The organism is Deltaproteobacteria bacterium CG11_big_fil_rev_8_21_14_0_20_49_13, from assembly GCA_002796305.1.
Lineage (GTDB): Bacteria > UBA10199 > UBA10199.
This window is the reverse complement of record PCWZ01000092.1, coordinates 1-14,602: the sequence shown is the minus strand read 5'-3', so window position 1 is coordinate 14,602 and position 14,602 is coordinate 1. Positions and strand designations below refer to the sequence as shown.

At 50.6% G+C, this 14,602-nt stretch carries 15 protein-coding genes; all 15 read right to left on the bottom strand.

Annotated elements, in window-relative coordinates; genetic code table 11:
- Positions 1–79: 79 nt before the first annotated feature.
- The 15 genes from COV46_09185 to dksA all read right to left on the bottom strand — a co-directional run bounded on the left by COV46_09185 (position 80) and on the right by dksA (position 14,463).
- Positions 80–748: a hypothetical protein gene (locus COV46_09185; GenBank protein PIR16238.1), complete on the bottom strand. Its 669-nt coding sequence runs from the start codon at positions 746–748 to the stop codon at positions 80–82.
- The gene (gene lpdA / locus COV46_09180; protein PIR16237.1) at positions 745–2,145 is read right to left on the bottom strand and encodes a dihydrolipoyl dehydrogenase; all 1,401 of its coding nucleotides are present in this window, start codon (positions 2,143–2,145) and stop codon (positions 745–747) included. The genes COV46_09185 and lpdA overlap by 4 nt, the downstream gene beginning before the upstream one ends.
- A 93-nt stretch (positions 2,146–2,238) precedes the next feature.
- Positions 2,239–2,655 (bottom strand): tRNA (adenosine(37)-N6)-threonylcarbamoyltransferase complex ATPase subunit type 1 TsaE, encoded by a 417-nt coding sequence (locus COV46_09175; GenBank protein ID PIR16236.1) that lies wholly within the window; start codon positions 2,653–2,655, stop codon positions 2,239–2,241.
- A gap of 68 nt (positions 2,656–2,723) precedes the next feature.
- Positions 2,724–4,247 (bottom strand): bifunctional ADP-dependent NAD(P)H-hydrate dehydratase/NAD(P)H-hydrate epimerase, encoded by a 1,524-nt coding sequence (locus COV46_09170; protein PIR16235.1) that lies wholly within the window; start codon positions 4,245–4,247, stop codon positions 2,724–2,726.
- Positions 4,247–4,621 carry a holo-[acyl-carrier-protein] synthase gene (gene acpS, locus COV46_09165; protein PIR16234.1) on the bottom strand — a complete coding sequence of 125 codons (375 nt, stop codon included), beginning with the start codon at positions 4,619–4,621 and terminating at the stop codon, positions 4,247–4,249. Before acpS ends, COV46_09170 begins: the two co-directional genes overlap by 1 nt.
- A gap of 79 nt (positions 4,622–4,700) precedes the next feature.
- On the bottom strand, positions 4,701–5,420 hold the full coding sequence (locus COV46_09160; protein ID PIR16233.1) for a pyridoxine 5'-phosphate synthase: 720 nt from the start codon (positions 5,418–5,420) through the stop codon (positions 4,701–4,703).
- The gene (locus COV46_09155; protein PIR16232.1) at positions 5,420–6,781 is read right to left on the bottom strand and encodes a phosphoglucosamine mutase; all 1,362 of its coding nucleotides are present in this window, start codon (positions 6,779–6,781) and stop codon (positions 5,420–5,422) included. Before COV46_09155 ends, COV46_09160 begins: the two co-directional genes overlap by 1 nt.
- Positions 6,782–6,972: 191 nt before the next feature.
- Complete coding sequence (locus tag COV46_09150) at positions 6,973–7,719, bottom strand: hypothetical protein (GenBank protein ID PIR16231.1); 747 nt, start codon at positions 7,717–7,719, stop codon at positions 6,973–6,975.
- On the bottom strand, positions 7,697–8,218 hold the full coding sequence (locus tag COV46_09145; protein ID PIR16230.1) for a nucleotide-binding protein: 522 nt from the start codon (positions 8,216–8,218) through the stop codon (positions 7,697–7,699). Before COV46_09145 ends, COV46_09150 begins: the two co-directional genes overlap by 23 nt.
- Before the next feature lie 10 nt (positions 8,219–8,228).
- Positions 8,229–9,596, bottom strand: a complete 1,368-nt coding sequence (locus COV46_09140; GenBank protein PIR16229.1) for an acetyl-CoA acetyltransferase — start codon at positions 9,594–9,596, stop codon at positions 8,229–8,231.
- 101 nt (positions 9,597–9,697) lie between these two features.
- Positions 9,698–10,849: an acyl-CoA dehydrogenase gene (locus COV46_09135; GenBank protein PIR16228.1), complete on the bottom strand. Its 1,152-nt coding sequence runs from the start codon at positions 10,847–10,849 to the stop codon at positions 9,698–9,700.
- Between the two features lie 17 nt (positions 10,850–10,866).
- A complete protein-coding gene (locus COV46_09130) occupies positions 10,867–11,643 on the bottom strand; it encodes a hypothetical protein (protein ID PIR16227.1) in 777 nt (258 codons plus the stop codon).
- A gap of 84 nt (positions 11,644–11,727) precedes the next feature.
- A complete protein-coding gene (locus COV46_09125; GenBank protein ID PIR16226.1) occupies positions 11,728–12,576 on the bottom strand; it encodes a 3-hydroxybutyryl-CoA dehydrogenase in 849 nt (282 codons plus the stop codon).
- Positions 12,573–13,751 carry an acetyl-CoA C-acyltransferase gene (locus COV46_09120; GenBank protein PIR16225.1) on the bottom strand — a complete coding sequence of 393 codons (1,179 nt, stop codon included), beginning with the start codon at positions 13,749–13,751 and terminating at the stop codon, positions 12,573–12,575. The genes COV46_09125 and COV46_09120 overlap by 4 nt, the downstream gene beginning before the upstream one ends.
- Positions 13,752–14,097: 346 nt before the next feature.
- Entirely contained in the window at positions 14,098–14,463 is a 366-nt protein-coding gene (dksA, locus tag COV46_09115) for an RNA polymerase-binding protein DksA (protein ID PIR16224.1), read from the bottom strand.
- Between the last annotated feature and the right edge of the window lie 139 nt (positions 14,464–14,602).

The following is a 14,602-nucleotide window of genomic DNA, read 5'->3' as shown; positions in this document are numbered from 1 at the left end:
CTCGCAATGACAGAACAAGCAGGTTTTTAGAGGCGCCCTAGACAGTGTACTAGAACCCTGCTTTCACAGGGATGACAGACTACTTCGTCTTAGTCACTGTCACAAAGGTCTTATACACGACCTCGTAAGTTTCAGGGTCTATATATTTATCTGCCGCGCTAATATTGGCCCCTTCTACTATCACCTGATTTATGGTGATGCCTGCATAGTTCGACATATTTATCTTGTCCGCAAGGTCCGGTCTTTCGTTCAAAAGCGGCGCCACTACCTGAGACGCCGGGACGCTTGTCCTCTGTATCTTGTTCCCCCTCTCCTCATAATATTTAGAGAACGAGTCGAGGCTCATATTGCCTGTGAATATCTCGATATCGGGGGGGTCCCCGCCCCTGTCGGCAAAGGCCTCTTTTAATTTGTCACGAAGCCTATCCGTGAGCGAATTATCGATGGCTACCCCGGTAGGCAGGTTCTCGTTCCCTCCTGATGACGCTCCGCCTGCCACCTCTTTTGAAGGGCCTATATTTATTATCCTGACATTTTGCTTTTGTTCCTGCGGCTGTGCCGGCGTTCCCGCCTGTTTCCCGAGCGTAAGCATGGAAGAATTGACCCTGACGGGATCGTCCTCTCTTGAAGGGCACCCGCCGCAGGAAGAGAGAAGCAGGAAGCATGAAACATGAAGCATGAAACAAAAGAGTCTGCTTCTTTGTTTATTAATCTTTTCTGACCTCATGCTTCTTGCTTCCTGCTTCATCTTCCCCCCGCCTTATGTATCGCATGACCTTCGACATCTTCGCACGCCTCCATCATTATCTCCGAATATGTCGGGTGGGCGTGTATCGTTCTTTCTATATCCCTTACATTAAGCCCTGTCTCCATTGCAAGGGACGCCTCGGCGCAGATATCACTCGCATGGTTTCCCATGCAGTGGGCGCCCAAGATATGGCCAACTTCATCGGAATAGACCTGCAAAAGCCCGTTCGTGGCCGAATCGCAAACGGCCTTTGAAAGAGCGGCGTAAGAGAACCTTCCGGTCTTATATTTAACGTTATTATTTTTGAGCTCTTTTTCGGTGGCACCCACGCACCCTATTTCCGGGATGGTGAATATCGGCCGCGGAACGACGTTGTAATTCATAACCGCCGCGTGTTCGCCCTTGATATTGGTGACGGCAACCATCCCCTCCTTCGAGGCGACGTGCGCAAGGGCCGGCTTGAAGCCTTTTGCCCCGGGAACGGCAACATCGCCTATTGCGTAAATGTTGGGGACGTTCGTTCGCATCTTATCATCGGTCAAAATAAAACCCTTTTGCGTCTCCACCCCGGCCGCCTCTATTCCAAGTCCGTCGGTAAATGGACGCCTACCTATTGAAACGAGCACAAGATCGGCACCTAGGTTATCGACCGTAGAGAGCTTAACGATCCCCTTTCCTGCTTCTGTAACGGTCGCCTTGGTGAAGATCTTTATACCGCGTTTTTTGAACGACATGGAAAGCTGTCTTGATATGGCGGCATCCTCCGTTGGAAGCAACTGATCCGTCATTTCGACTATCGACACATCGACGCCGAAGATGTTCATGATGGATGCGAACTCGCACCCGATAACGCCGCCGCCGACTATCACAAGTCTCTTGGGAAGGGCTTTCAGGTCGAGCATCTCATCGCTTGTTATAACGAACTTGCCGTCTGTCTTCAAACCGGGAATTTCGCGCCATATGGAGCCGGTGGCAATAATTACATCGCGACTCGTGACTGGCAACTCGTTACCGGCAGGATCCACCACTTTCAGTTCGTCCTTTGAGGCAAAACTTGCGGCGCCAGTGATAAGGTCTATTTTGTTGGACTCAAGAAGTTGCCCAATACCTACGCGCAGGCCCGCTACTATTTTGTCTTTGCGCTCTACAACCTTTGCCATATTGACTGCCGCCTTGGCGGAGTCAACGCCCTCGATGCCGAATTCGGCGGGATCTCTCTCCTTGAACCTTTCAGCAACGGCAACGACAGATTTTGTTGGAATACAGCCGCGGTTCAGACACGTGCCACCAACGTGTTCCTTTTCTATCAGGACCGTCTTGAGCCCTAACTGTGCGGCCCTTATCGCCGCTACGTATCCGCCGGGGCCTGCTCCTATTACTGCTAAGTCGTATGTCATAGTTTTTCGACCATTCCGTCATTGCGAGAGCCGAAGGCGTGAAGCAATACAGCGAGTTGGATTGCTTCGGCCTTTACGGCCTCGCAATGGCTCTCACTTGACCGTTATCCTTCTCTTGTCTTCTCCGACGACCGCAAGCTTTACCCAGATCGTCCTCTCTGGCAAGAGGTTTGGGAATTTTTCGGCCCATTCTATGACCGTTACCCCCTTGCCGTCAAAATGTTCTTCGAGCCCTAGATCTGCCGCCTCCCATTCACATCCTATCCTATACCAGTCATAGTGGTAAATAGGCATCTTTCCGCCATGGTAAACATTGAGTATCGTGAACGTCGGAGAGTTGACGTAGTAGTTCTTTTTTATGCCGAGGCCGCTGGCGAGCCCCTGAATGAAAGAGGTCTTGCCAGCGCCAAGCTCCCCCACGAACGCAATGATAGAAGACGGCCCCAGCTTTTTGGCAAACTTGGCCGCAAGTTCCTGTGTCTCTTTGAGTGAATTGGTGATCTTTTGCATATGCTATTTCTCCCCTTTGTAAGGGGAGGATAAAGGTGGGGTGGATATCTGCCTCCCCTAACCCCTCCTTACAAAGGAGAGGAAATAAACTTGATGGCCTTTGGCAGTTCCGAAATTATATCGGAGGCAATGAGCCCCCGCTCGCCAACATTCTTTGCCGCCATGTCGCCCGCCAGCCCGTGCAAATAAACGCCTGCAACGACCGCAATATCGACAGGCATCTTCTGCGCCATGAACCCGGCAATAACACCCGTAAGAACATCCCCCGACCCCGCCGTTGCCATGCCGGCATTTCCTGTTTCATTTATATAGATATCGCCTTCGGGGGTGCCGATAACTGTCCTGTGTCCCTTTAGGACAAGATAGACCTTGTGGACCTTTGCAAAGTTTCTTGCAAGCTCGATTCTCTCTTGCGCAGAGATCTTTGGCTCCCTGCCCAGGAGCCTTATCATCTCTCCCGGATGAGGCGTCAGGACAAGGTGGTTCTTCCTCCCCGACAAGACGGATAGATCGGAAGCAACGGCATTTAGCCCGTCGGCATCTATTACAACAGGCACCTGGCTCTTTTTTACGATCTCAAGCACCGCCGAAACTGTCGCCTTATCGATGCCTATCCCTGGTCCTATAGCCATCACGTCTGCCTTGCCTAAAAGCGTCCTTATCTGCGGCAGAGAATCCTTGATAAATATGCCGCGGCCCTTGTCTTCAACCCCCTCGCACATCACCTCCGGCGCGCGCGTATCGAACTTGATATATGCGGCACCGGGCAATGCATAGGTAACAAGCCCTGCCCCGCTCCTCAAAGCGGCCCTGCCCGAAAGAAGTCCGGCACCTATCTTTCCCGAAGCACCTCCGACAACAAGGACATGGCCAAAATCACCTTTATGGGAGTCGGCAAGCCTTTTTCCAAAATAGCCCTCAAAGATATCGGGGGTTATAAGATAATAGCCGGTCTTAAGGTCATCTGTAAGCTCTTTGGGTATGCCGATATCGACCATCTCGACCTCGTGCGTATATTCATGGGAAAGACCTGCGACAAGGCCTACTTTCATCATTGCGAATGTAACGGTAAGCCTCGCCTTTACCGCAACGCCCAAGGGCATTCCGGTATCTGCCGAAAGTCCGGAAGGTATATCTATTGAAACAACCGGCTTTTTTGCCGCGTTAATGGCCTCTATAACAGCCTTGTATTTACCCGTCACGTCGTTAGAAAGGCCGGTGCCAAAGACGGCGTCAATTATTAGATCGGCGTTCGTCAGCGTCCTGAACTCCTCTTTCACCACAACACCCGTACCAGCAAGTTTTTCCCAGTTAACACGCGCATCTGGCGAAAACTCGGACCATGGCGCGGTTAGATACACGTTAACATTGAAACCGGCTTCTTTAAGAAGTCTGGCGATGACAAGACCGTCGCCCCCGTTGTTTCCCTTGCCGACAACTATGCCAGCGGTCCCCTTTTTGGGAAATCTCTTTATGATGATGTCGGATGCGCCTTTTCCGGCGCGTTCCATAAGGCCCGGCGAAGCTATATTACATTTTTCAATGGCCGCCTTGTCGAGGGCCTGCATTTGGTGGGACGTGACAAGTTTCATTACCCTTCAAGGATGACGTTAGCTATCCCGTAATTACCATCGTGGGAAAGCATTACATGGATATTCTTGACCCCGCGCGATTCAACGTTCTTTTTTATCTTGTCGTACATGTTGATCACCGTGCGCCCTTCTTTTTCAGTAACCTCGATATCCCTGAAATTTATCCCTTCGGTCTCTTTGGGATACATGGCCTTTATGAAGGCCTCTTTTGCGGCATAGCGCGTTGCAAATCGCTGGGCCGGATTCTTTTTATTGTTGCAATATCTTATCTCTTTGTCTGTAAAGATCCTCTTCAGAAACTTTTCTTGCCAGCGAAAGATGATACCTTCCATACGCCTGACATCTACAAGGTCTATTCCGATGCCTATTATCATATTTGACTCCGTATACAGAATGTCATCCTGAGGACAAAGTCCGAAGGATCCCTTGAACGAACGGGATTCTTCGCTTCGCTCAGAATGACAACGTTGTTATCAACTTTTTCATTTCAATAACCGCCTGTGCAAGCCCTACAAATACCGCTCTTGCTATGATAGAATGCCCTATATTATATTCGGCTATGTCCGGGACCTCTTTGACCACAAGAGCGGCGTTATCATAATTCAAACCGTGCCCCGCCGCAACATGTAATCCGGCATCTTTGGCTATTTTTGCCGCCGCCTTTATACGATCAAACTCTTCTCTGGAATTGTGTTCGCAATATCTACCGGTATGAATTTCAATGGCCTGCGCACCAAGCTCTTTTGATGCCTCAACCTGCTTGGGTTCAGGATCAATGAACATGCTAACGATAATAGATTCAGCTTTAAGTCTTTTAACGTAACTCCTTAATTTATCAAAGTTCTTTATAACATCAAGCCCGCCCTCGGTCGTTAGTTCCTGCCTCTTTTCCGGAACAAATGTACAGACGTCGGGTCTTACTTTAATGGCAATGTCAACTATCTCATCGGTTGCCGCAAGTTCGAGGTTCAAGGGCACCCTGACAAGTTTGCGCAACGCGATAAGGTCAGCGTCTTGAATGTGTCTTCGGTCTTCCCTTAGATGAATGGTTATCTGATCTGCGCCGGCATTTTCAACTATGCCGGCGGCTATCACAGGGTCGGGATAAGAAACATTTCCCCTTGCCTGCCTCAAGGTGGCTACGTGATCGATATTTACGCCTAGTGTGGCCATTAGTGTCCAAGATGTCTGTAAATTTCACCGGCAAGACCGTCGGCCATGGACCTGATGCGATCGTGATTTTCGCCTTCTATCATGATCCTGGCAAGATTTTCCGTACCCGAATATCTAAGCACAAGCCTGCCGCGGTTTCCGAGTTCTTTTTCAATACCGCGAACTATATTTGCAATGGATGGTATCTGTGAAAAGTCCTTCTTCTGGGATACCTTGACGTTCGTAAGGATCTGCGGGAACGACTGCATCACCTGTTTTGCAAGTGATAACGGCTGATCCTTCTGACGAAGTATCGATAGGACCTGAAGACCTGCAAGTATGCCGTCGCCTGTCGTGTTGTAATCGAGGAATATGAGATGGCCGGACTGCTCGCCGCCCAGATTGTATCCGTTGGCCCTCATCGACTGAATTACATACCTGTCGCCAACGGCCGTGCGTACCACATTGATACCCATCGACTGCATGGCAATATCAAGGCCTAGGTTGCTCATTACGGTTCCGACCACGGTCCCCTTTGCAAGCGTCCCTTCTTTGAACATATGCTGTGCGCAAAGGCCCACGATAAAATCTCCGTCAACTATCGAACCTTTTTCGTCGGCCATGATTATGCGGTCAGCGTCACCGTCGAGGGCTATCCCTATGTCGGCATTATGTTCCACCACAAGACGGGCCATCAGCTCGGGATGAGTACTTCCGCAACCGGCGTTGATGTTCGTTCCGTCGGGATTGGCGCCCACCGCTATTACATTAGCGCCTAGCTCCGAAAAGACCGCCGGGGCCACTTTGTAACCCGCGCCGTGCGAACAATCTAAGACTATTTTGAGGCCCGAAAGGTTCACGCCCCTGGGGATGGATCGCTTTAAGAATTCGATGTAACGCCCGGCGGCATCATCTACCCTCACCGCCTTGCCTATCGCCTCAGCAGTTGGTCTGTGATGATCGATGTCGCCGGAAGCGATGAGATTCTCCATCTGGGCCTCGAGCTCGTCGGGGAGCTTAAAACCGTTGCGATCGAAGAACTTTATACCGTTATCCTGATATGAATTATGCGAGGCGGAAATGACAACCCCTGCGTCGGCCCTCATCCCCTGAGTGATAAAAGCAATGCCCGGTGTCGGAAGCGGGCCTACGAGCATTACATCGCAACCCATAGAACAGATACCGGAGGCAAGCGCCGTTTCAAGCATGTAACCCGAAAGACGAGTGTCTTTTCCGATGACTATTCCGTGACGTTTCTTGCCGTTCTGAAATATGTAGGAGATGGCGCGGCCAAGTTGCATGGCCATTTCGGATGTCATTGGGTGGACGTTAGCCGTTCCGCGCACACCATCCGTACCGAATATTTTTCTCTTCTCTTGCATATTATACGATTTAGTAAAAACTGCGCCCTACTTATACATGAAACCGCTACCCAAATCAAACTTTTTATGGACAAATGGAGTTATCGAATGTTTTTAGAAAATGTTGCCTGAAAAATCATAAAAAGATGACAAAATATCTTGTCCGGAATTTCATCGCAACGATGATTACACTTATTTTACAATGTGTTATACTAGAAACTGCAAGCTACACTTAAACCGTTGATCTCGCCAAAAGTGGGCGTTACAAAGAGAAGCCTGTCGCCCGGCTTATGAAATTTTGCAACTCCCCACCCAATTGCCGAGCCCAACGCGGCGCCAAATGCCGCGTCTGAAAGATAGTGTGCGTCGGAATCTATCCTTGTATAACTCACAAAAGATGCCAGAAGGAACGCGGGAACACCTATTGCAGGCCCGTGCAAGGTCTCAAGTACGGATGCAACGGCAAATGTCCTTGCGACGTGTCCCGACGGAAAACTGTAATTGCCGCCGTTTGGTCTTTCACGCCTCGCCGAAACCTTAAAGATCCCCACCGTCGCCTCGGTTATCGCAAGGGCCTCTACCATGCTCTCGCCTGTCAGGTTGAGTGTCTCGTTCTTGCTTATGAGCCCCACGCCCCAAACCGCCGCGGCGCTCGTGTCCCATATGTAGGGTTTACCTATCCAGTCGCCAACCGTGTCGGCCTTTCCGAGTGCGCGATTATCTTTGAAGTGGCTGGATATTCTATCATCCCACTGCGAAAGTCCCATAGAGGCCACGCCGCCGCCGGCAAGAAGAAGGAACGGAAGGCCAAACGTCGTAGTTTTAAGGTCGCCTGCCGCGTGCCCGCCTATCCGGGATATAGCCCCGGCTGAGGCTCGGCTCAGAGGAGACATCAGCACAATAAAAAGAACCGTGACTAGGATGATTTTTTTCATCTTAAGCCGGCACGAACCAGACATCAGTTGGTCTGAACTTTGAGTTCCTCTTGAACTTTGGCTTAACCTTGGTCCCCACCCATTTGAGATTGGCCTCTGCAGGGTTCAAACCAACTAATCTCGAAAGGAGGAGCGTATCCCAGCCTTCAAACTCGATCATGGCAAGAATATAGGGTGTTTCTTTAAGAAACTCCTCTGCACCAAAATGACAGACCGTAAAAGAGTGAATTTTCCCTTCGGCGGGAAGCTCTTTCCAGTCGGTCTCTGCGCCGCATTTCATACAAGCGGCCTTTGGTGTGGTGTGCTTATACCCGCATTTGGGACAAACCGTACCCAGAAGTTTCTTATTGGCGAGCCCGGCGAACCATGGGCTATCCTGCCCGTAACTATGGAGATATTCCACGTGATACGGGAACTTAAGGATGATCGGGCTCATATCCTTGAGGTGTTCTATGTTCTTGGGAAATGGAACGTTGAATAGAACCGCCCCGTCCAATGTTTCGTCTATTATTTGTTTTGTCATATATTCTCCTTTATGCCCTCTCCAAAAGGCTGACCGTAACATACGTTCCCGTTCCGGCGTGTGAATGGATCGCTCCGATCTTAGGGTCCTTTAATTGAAGTTTGGAATCGCCAAAATGTTTGCCGATGCTTCCCTGCAGCTGCCAGAGGGCGAACGCCGCCTGCATGAGCCCCGTTGCACCGACCGGGTGACCGCATGCAATAAGGCCTCCCGATGGGTTAACCGGGCAAACAGATGCGCATTCCAGGTTCAGACCATATTCTACACCAGGCACAAATGTCTTACCCGATGCCGCGAATGAACCGCCTTCGCCGTATTTGCAAAGTCCCATATCTTCGTAGGTCTGTATCTCAGAAGATGTATAGGCATCGTGCAGCTCTACAAAGTTGATCTCTTTCAAGGGGTCTGTTATGCCGCCATTTTCATAGGCAAGCTTTGATGCCATGCGGCCGGCACGAAACGAATGAATGCCCGGGTATCTGAAATGCTTGGCCCAGAGGTCCTTATAATATTTCTTGGATTCTTCGTTCTGTTCGTTGGCGAGCGAATTGTACTTATAGAAATCTTCGAACGACTGATGCGGCCTGTCCGACATACGCATCGCATCCGTTCCCCTGCCAATCGATCTCACCTTAACTCCAGGATATTTCTTGCCGGTCGCCTTTTCCAGTTTATTGAGGCCGTCTTCTGAGACCATGATGCATGCGGCGGCGCCGTCGCTCATAACGCAGATATCAAGACGCGTTAATGGCCATGCGACCATGGGTGCGCTCCTCACATCTTTAACGGTCAATCTCTGTTTCTTTTGTGCGTATTGATTGTGGTAAGCGTTTGCATGGTTCTTTACCGAGACATGCGCCATTTGTTCCGCGCTTGTCCCGAACTCCATCATGTGTCTGACCACCATCATTGCATAATAGCCGGAATAAAAGCCCCCGACCGGATAGTCAAAATTAATATCGCTGGCCAGGGCAATGAACTCGTTCCCCTTCCATGTCTCGACGTGGCTCATCGTCTCAAACCCGTAGGCAAGGCAGATGTCCATATCACCGCAGGCGATGTTCTTGTAAGCCTCCTGAAAACAGATGCCCCCTGTGGCTCCGCCGCCTTCAACCCTGTGGCTCGGCTTGGGACAGAGGCCTAAATAATCCTGCGTCATGGCGCCTGCCATCAGCTGCCTTGTGAAGTGGTCGGAAAAATACGAGGCAACACTCCCGTCGACCAGCTCCAAGAACTTGGGATAATCGAGTCCGGCGTCTTTTACAGTGTAATCGACCGCCTCCTTGACTATCGCCTGAAAGGTCTTGTCGGGCCTGGCCTTTGCAAACTTTGAAACGCCCGCCGATACTACATAAACATCTTTTGCACCCTTGCTCATTTTTTACCTCCTATTCAGATGGGGGGAACGACCAACTCGCAGACTCGTTGTTTCCCCCCAAACCCCTCGATCTCGGACTGGCAAAGCCAGATCCTCGCTCGCTAACTTGCTAGTTCTTTGAGAACATTCTTTGCAATGACTATCCTTTGAACCTCGCTCGTCCCTTCATATATCTCGGTGATCTTTGCATCACGGAAATAACGTTCCACAGGATACTCTTTGCAATAACCGTAGCCGCCAAGGATCTGCACCGCCTCTTTGGCGACAAAGTTCGCTGTTTCCGAGGAGAAGAGCTTCGCCATCGCCGCCTCTTTGGAATATTTCATCCCTTTATCTTTCATCCATGCGGCACGGTGAACAAGCAGGCGTGACGCATCTATTCTCATCGCCATGTCGGCTATCTTCCACTGAATGCCTTCAAATTCACAGATCGGTTTATCAAACGCCTCGCGCTCTGTTGAATACCTCACCGCCACTTCGAACGCGGCACGGGAAATGCCTAACGCCTGCGTTGCGATACCGAGCCGGCCGCCGTCCAGCGTCCACATGGCTATCGAAAAACCCCCTCCCTCTTTTCCGATGATGTTCTCTTCCGGAACCTCACAATTATCAAGGACTATGGAAGATGTAGATGACGCCCTGATACCTAATTTGTGTTCTTTTTTACCTACCGAATATCCGGAAAAACCCTTTTCAACTATGAAGGCGCTTATCCCTTTGTGGCGTTTCTCCTTATCGGTCATGGCAAATACCATCATCGCGTCGGCGTCGGGGCCGTTGGTGATGAAGTTCTTTGTGCCGTTAAGTATATATTTGTTCCCCTTTTTTACCGCAACGGTCCGCTGGTTCGCGGCATCGCTCCCCGTGCCCGGCTCCGAAAGGGCGTAGGCACCGAGTTTCTGGCCGGATGCGAAGGGCTTCACATATTTCTCTTTTTGCGCATCTGTTCCGAAATTGACTATCGGCGCGCAATAAAGCGAGTCGTTGACCGACATGGTGACGGCGGTAGAGGCGCATGCGGCGGATATCTCTTCAAGCGCCAGCACGTAGGCCAGATTATCCATCCCCGCCCCGCCCCACTCGACGGGTATCGTGATACCCATGAGCCCCAGTTCCGCCATCTTTTTAACGGCATCTGCCGGGAACTTTTCGCTCTCATCAAGCTCAGCTGACTTTGGAGCAAGTTCTTTCTGAGCAAAATCGTGGGCCATCTGCTGTAACATCTTTTGTTCTTCGCTTAACGTCATTTCCATATTTCCTCCATTTTTTTCTAGATAAAATTAGGCTTTCGCCTCTCAAGAAACGCGGCTACGCCCTCTTTGATGTCGGGGGTATCAAAACATTCCTGGAATCTTGTACGCTCTATCGTGAGGCCCTCGATCAAAGGCCCTGTTGCGCCCCTGTTTATAACATCCTTCACAAGAGAGATGGCGTTCGGACTGTTGGCTATCATCTCACCCGCGCACTTCAACACTTCGTTCATAAGATCGTTCAGCGGAACGACCCTGTTCACAAGCCCTATCTCTCGCGCTTCTTGCGCCTTTATCTTCCTTCCGGTAAATATCAGCTCACGGGTCATTCCAAGGCTGACATATTTATTGAGACGCTGTGTTCCGCCAAAACCGGGGAAAAGACCGAGAGCGACTTCCGGGAGTCCGAATACTGCGTTCTCGGATGCATAGATAAAGTCGCACGCCAGCGCCAGTTCGGTCCCGCCGCCAAGCGCGAAGCCGTTGACCGCGGCAATGACGGGCTTGCCCGCACCCTCTATCATTTTCATCAGGTCATGACCTGCATGTGCGAACCGCTCCGCGGCTCCCTTTCCCATCTTCGGGAACTCGGTAATGTCGGCCCCGGCGACGAACGCCTTCTCTCCGGAACCTGTTATAATGATGACGCGAATATTCTTGTCAGAGTCAAGGTTCTTAACAGCCTGCTCAAGCTCTTTAATAGTCTCGGGATTGAGTGCGTTAAGCGCCTTGGGCCGGTTGACCGTTATGATGCCGACCCTGTCGCTAACTTCAGTTAAGATATTCTGATATTGCATAGGCTCCCCGCTTCCGTTGTCGTCCTCGCGTAAGCGGGGACCTCATTTATACAATCTGGATCCCCGATTTCGCGGGGATGACATCTAATAAGAATAAAATCCCCTCTTTGTCTTTCTTCCCAGCTCCCCCTTATCGACATGCTCTTTAATGACGGTGCAGGGTCTGTACTTTTCGTCCTTGAAGCCATCATATAATACGGAGAGTATCGAGTGCACAGTATCAAGACCTATCAGGTCCGCGAGCGCCAGTGGGCCCATGGGGAAGTTGCAGGAAAGCTTCATGCCTGTATCAATATCCTCTCTCGTGGCGATGCCGTCCTTCAGGGCGTGCGCCGCCTCGTTTATCATAGGCATCAATATCCTGTTAATGATGAAACCGGGCGTGTCTTTTGAGGTCACCATCGTCTTGTTGAGCCTTGTAACGAGCTCCGATACTACGGCATGGGTGGCGTCGCTTGTCTTTGGCGACCTTATCACCTCCACACATTGCATTATGGGGACCGGGTTCATAAAGTGCATGCCGATTATCTTATCGGGCCTCTTTGTGGACTCACCTATCTTGGCAACGGAGATGGAAGATGTGTTCGTGGCAAGTATCGCATCCTTCTTGGTTATGTTGTCGAGGGAGGAGAATATCTCTTTCTTGAGATTGATGTTTTCCGGAGCAGCTTCGACCACGAGATCGCAGGCAGCAAGGTCATTTAAAGTGAGCGTTGTTTTGATGTTGGCATGCGTCTTGTCGTGGGCATCCTTGGTTATCTTTCCCTTCTCAAGCATCTTGGAAAGAGAACCCTTGATCCCATTCATGCCGCGCTCGAGGAATTCGGGCTTAATATCCTGCATAATGACGTTATATCCGGCAAAGGCAAATACCTGCGCGATGCCTGCGCCCATCTGCCCCGCACCAACGACACCTATCGTGCTTATTGTCATATGGCCTCCACGATCATGGCCGTTGCCTCACCGCCGCCGTTGCAAAGCGTTGCCAGGCCCCTCTTCTTGCCCGTGCGCTTAAGCGAATATAAAAGCGTAGTGAGTATCCTTGCGCCGCTTGCGCCGACGGGATGACCCAGTGCTACCGCTCCGCCGTTAATGTTGACCTTTTTCGGGTCTATCTTGAACTCTTTTATGGCCATCAGCGTGACAACAGAGAATGCCTCGTTTATTTCAAAGAGGTCTATATCGTTCACTGTAAGTTTTGCCTTTTCAAGTGCGCGTTTGATCGCACCGACCGGAGCCGTTGTAAACCACTCCGGCTCCTGCGAGAAGGTGGCGTGGGCGATTATCTTTGCCATCGGTTTACACCCAAGTTCCTTTGCCTTGGCCTCGCTCATGACGACAAGTGCCGCACCGCCGTCATTTATAGATGAAGCGTTAGCCGGGGTCACCGTTCCGTCCTTATTAAATGAAGGGGAAAGCGCCGGTATCTTTTCGAATTTCACCCTGAACGGCTCTTCGTCCCTGTTGACGATTATTGGATCACCCTTCTTCTGCGGTATCTTGACGGGAACGATCTCATCCTTAAAGTATCCATTCTCGGTAGCCGCTATCGCTTTTTTGTAACTATCGATAGCAAAATCATCCTGATCCTTGCGGGAGACATTGTTCGTCTTGGCACAAAGGTCTGCGCATGAGCCCATGTGTTGATTCGTATAGATATCCCAGAGTCCGTCGCTTACCATCGTGTCGACTATCTTGCCGTCGCCAAGCCTGTAACCGCCGCGCGCGTTGGGCATGGCATAAGGAGAGTTCGTCATCGACTCCATGCCGCCAGCCACCACTACATTATTATCACCCAGGCGTATCAGCTGGTCAGCAAGCATCACCGCAAAAAGCCCGGATGAGCAGACCTTGTTAACAGTGAGCGCGCTTACTTCTTTGGGCAGTCCCGCAGAGAACATCGCCTGTCTGGCCGGGGCCTGGCCAAGCGCGGCCGGCAATACGCACCCCATGATGCAGAGTTCGACTTGAGTCGGCTTGATACCGGCGCGTTCCACCGCGGCCCTTATCGCTATGCCGCCCAGATCTGTGGATCTTACCGTAGCAAGCGACCCCTGAAAACTTGCAACCGGTGTACGCGCCGCGCTTACGATAACTGAGTGTGTCATGATTCTCTCCTTTTTCTAGGATCCCCGCCTTCCATTACTAGTGGCCTTAATCAGTCAATGAAAAATTGTAAAGAAAAAGATAATTTTTCGACGATTTATAAACTCGGGCACCTCTAAAAACCTATTTACCCTGTCATTGCGAGCCCCGAAGGGGCGCGACAATCTCTAAGCAAATACTTGATTTATGGAGATTGCTTCGCCGCCTACGGCTCCTCGCAATGACACACCAATGGGTTTATAGAGGCGCCCTTGAGTCAAGTGTATAGGCCTGTTGTAAGATTGGATGTAAACGTGTTTGTATCTGCCTGTTCGGATCGTGCTCGCTACAGCTTACGTGCTTACGAACTTATTCCGCGTAGAGCTTTTCGCGCTTTTCCTGTTCTTCCTTGCAACGAACACAATAGTCGGCAACAGGACGCGCCAAGAGACGTTCTATGCTGATATCCTCTCCGCATTCTTCGCAAATACCGTAGGCGCCGTCATCTATCTTTTTAAGCGCCTCGTTTATCTTCTTTAAAAGCACCCTTTCGCGATCGCGAAGCCTTAAGTTGAGAGATTGGCCGGCCTCTGTGGAGGCAAGATCCACCTCATCCGGAAGATCATCGGGGTCGAAACCCATCCCCTCTTCCTTTGTGGTGTCCGCACTGGCGATTATTTCCGCCTTCCTCTTGATAAGGATCTCCTGAAATTTCTTTATGTCTTTTTTATTCATAGGGGGGCATCTTAGATAAAACCAATATATTTTCAAGCAATTTCTTTAATAGCAATGGAACACGGAATAGACATCGTATCCCCCCTATAAAGAAAATAAGGTATATGTTGGATAGAGAATGGGAGGAGTTAAAGAAAGT

Coding starts and splice junctions, on each gene's coding strand:
- COV46_09185 (PIR16238.1), bottom strand. CDS start 748: ATGAAGCAGGAAGCAAGAAGCATGAGGTCAGAAAAGATTAATAAACAA.
- lpdA (PIR16237.1), bottom strand. CDS start 2,145: ATGACATACGACTTAGCAGTAATAGGAGCAGGCCCCGGCGGATACGTA.
- COV46_09175 (PIR16236.1), bottom strand. CDS start 2,655: ATGCAAAAGATCACCAATTCACTCAAAGAGACACAGGAACTTGCGGCC.
- COV46_09170 (PIR16235.1), bottom strand. CDS start 4,247: ATGAAACTTGTCACGTCCCACCAAATGCAGGCCCTCGACAAGGCGGCC.
- acpS (PIR16234.1), bottom strand. CDS start 4,621: ATGATAATAGGCATCGGAATAGACCTTGTAGATGTCAGGCGTATGGAA.
- COV46_09160 (PIR16233.1), bottom strand. CDS start 5,420: ATGGCCACACTAGGCGTAAATATCGATCACGTAGCCACCTTGAGGCAG.
- COV46_09155 (PIR16232.1), bottom strand. CDS start 6,781: ATGCAAGAGAAGAGAAAAATATTCGGTACGGATGGTGTGCGCGGAACG.
- COV46_09150 (PIR16231.1), bottom strand. CDS start 7,719: ATGTCTGGTTCGTGCCGGCTTAAGATGAAAAAAATCATCCTAGTCACG.
- COV46_09145 (PIR16230.1), bottom strand. CDS start 8,218: ATGACAAAACAAATAATAGACGAAACATTGGACGGGGCGGTTCTATTC.
- COV46_09140 (PIR16229.1), bottom strand. CDS start 9,596: ATGAGCAAGGGTGCAAAAGATGTTTATGTAGTATCGGCGGGCGTTTCA.
- COV46_09135 (PIR16228.1), bottom strand. CDS start 10,849: ATGGAAATGACGTTAAGCGAAGAACAAAAGATGTTACAGCAGATGGCC.
- COV46_09130 (PIR16227.1), bottom strand. CDS start 11,643: ATGCAATATCAGAATATCTTAACTGAAGTTAGCGACAGGGTCGGCATC.
- COV46_09125 (PIR16226.1), bottom strand. CDS start 12,576: ATGACAATAAGCACGATAGGTGTCGTTGGTGCGGGGCAGATGGGCGCA.
- COV46_09120 (PIR16225.1), bottom strand. CDS start 13,751: ATGACACACTCAGTTATCGTAAGCGCGGCGCGTACACCGGTTGCAAGT.
- dksA (PIR16224.1), bottom strand. CDS start 14,463: ATGAATAAAAAAGACATAAAGAAATTTCAGGAGATCCTTATCAAGAGG.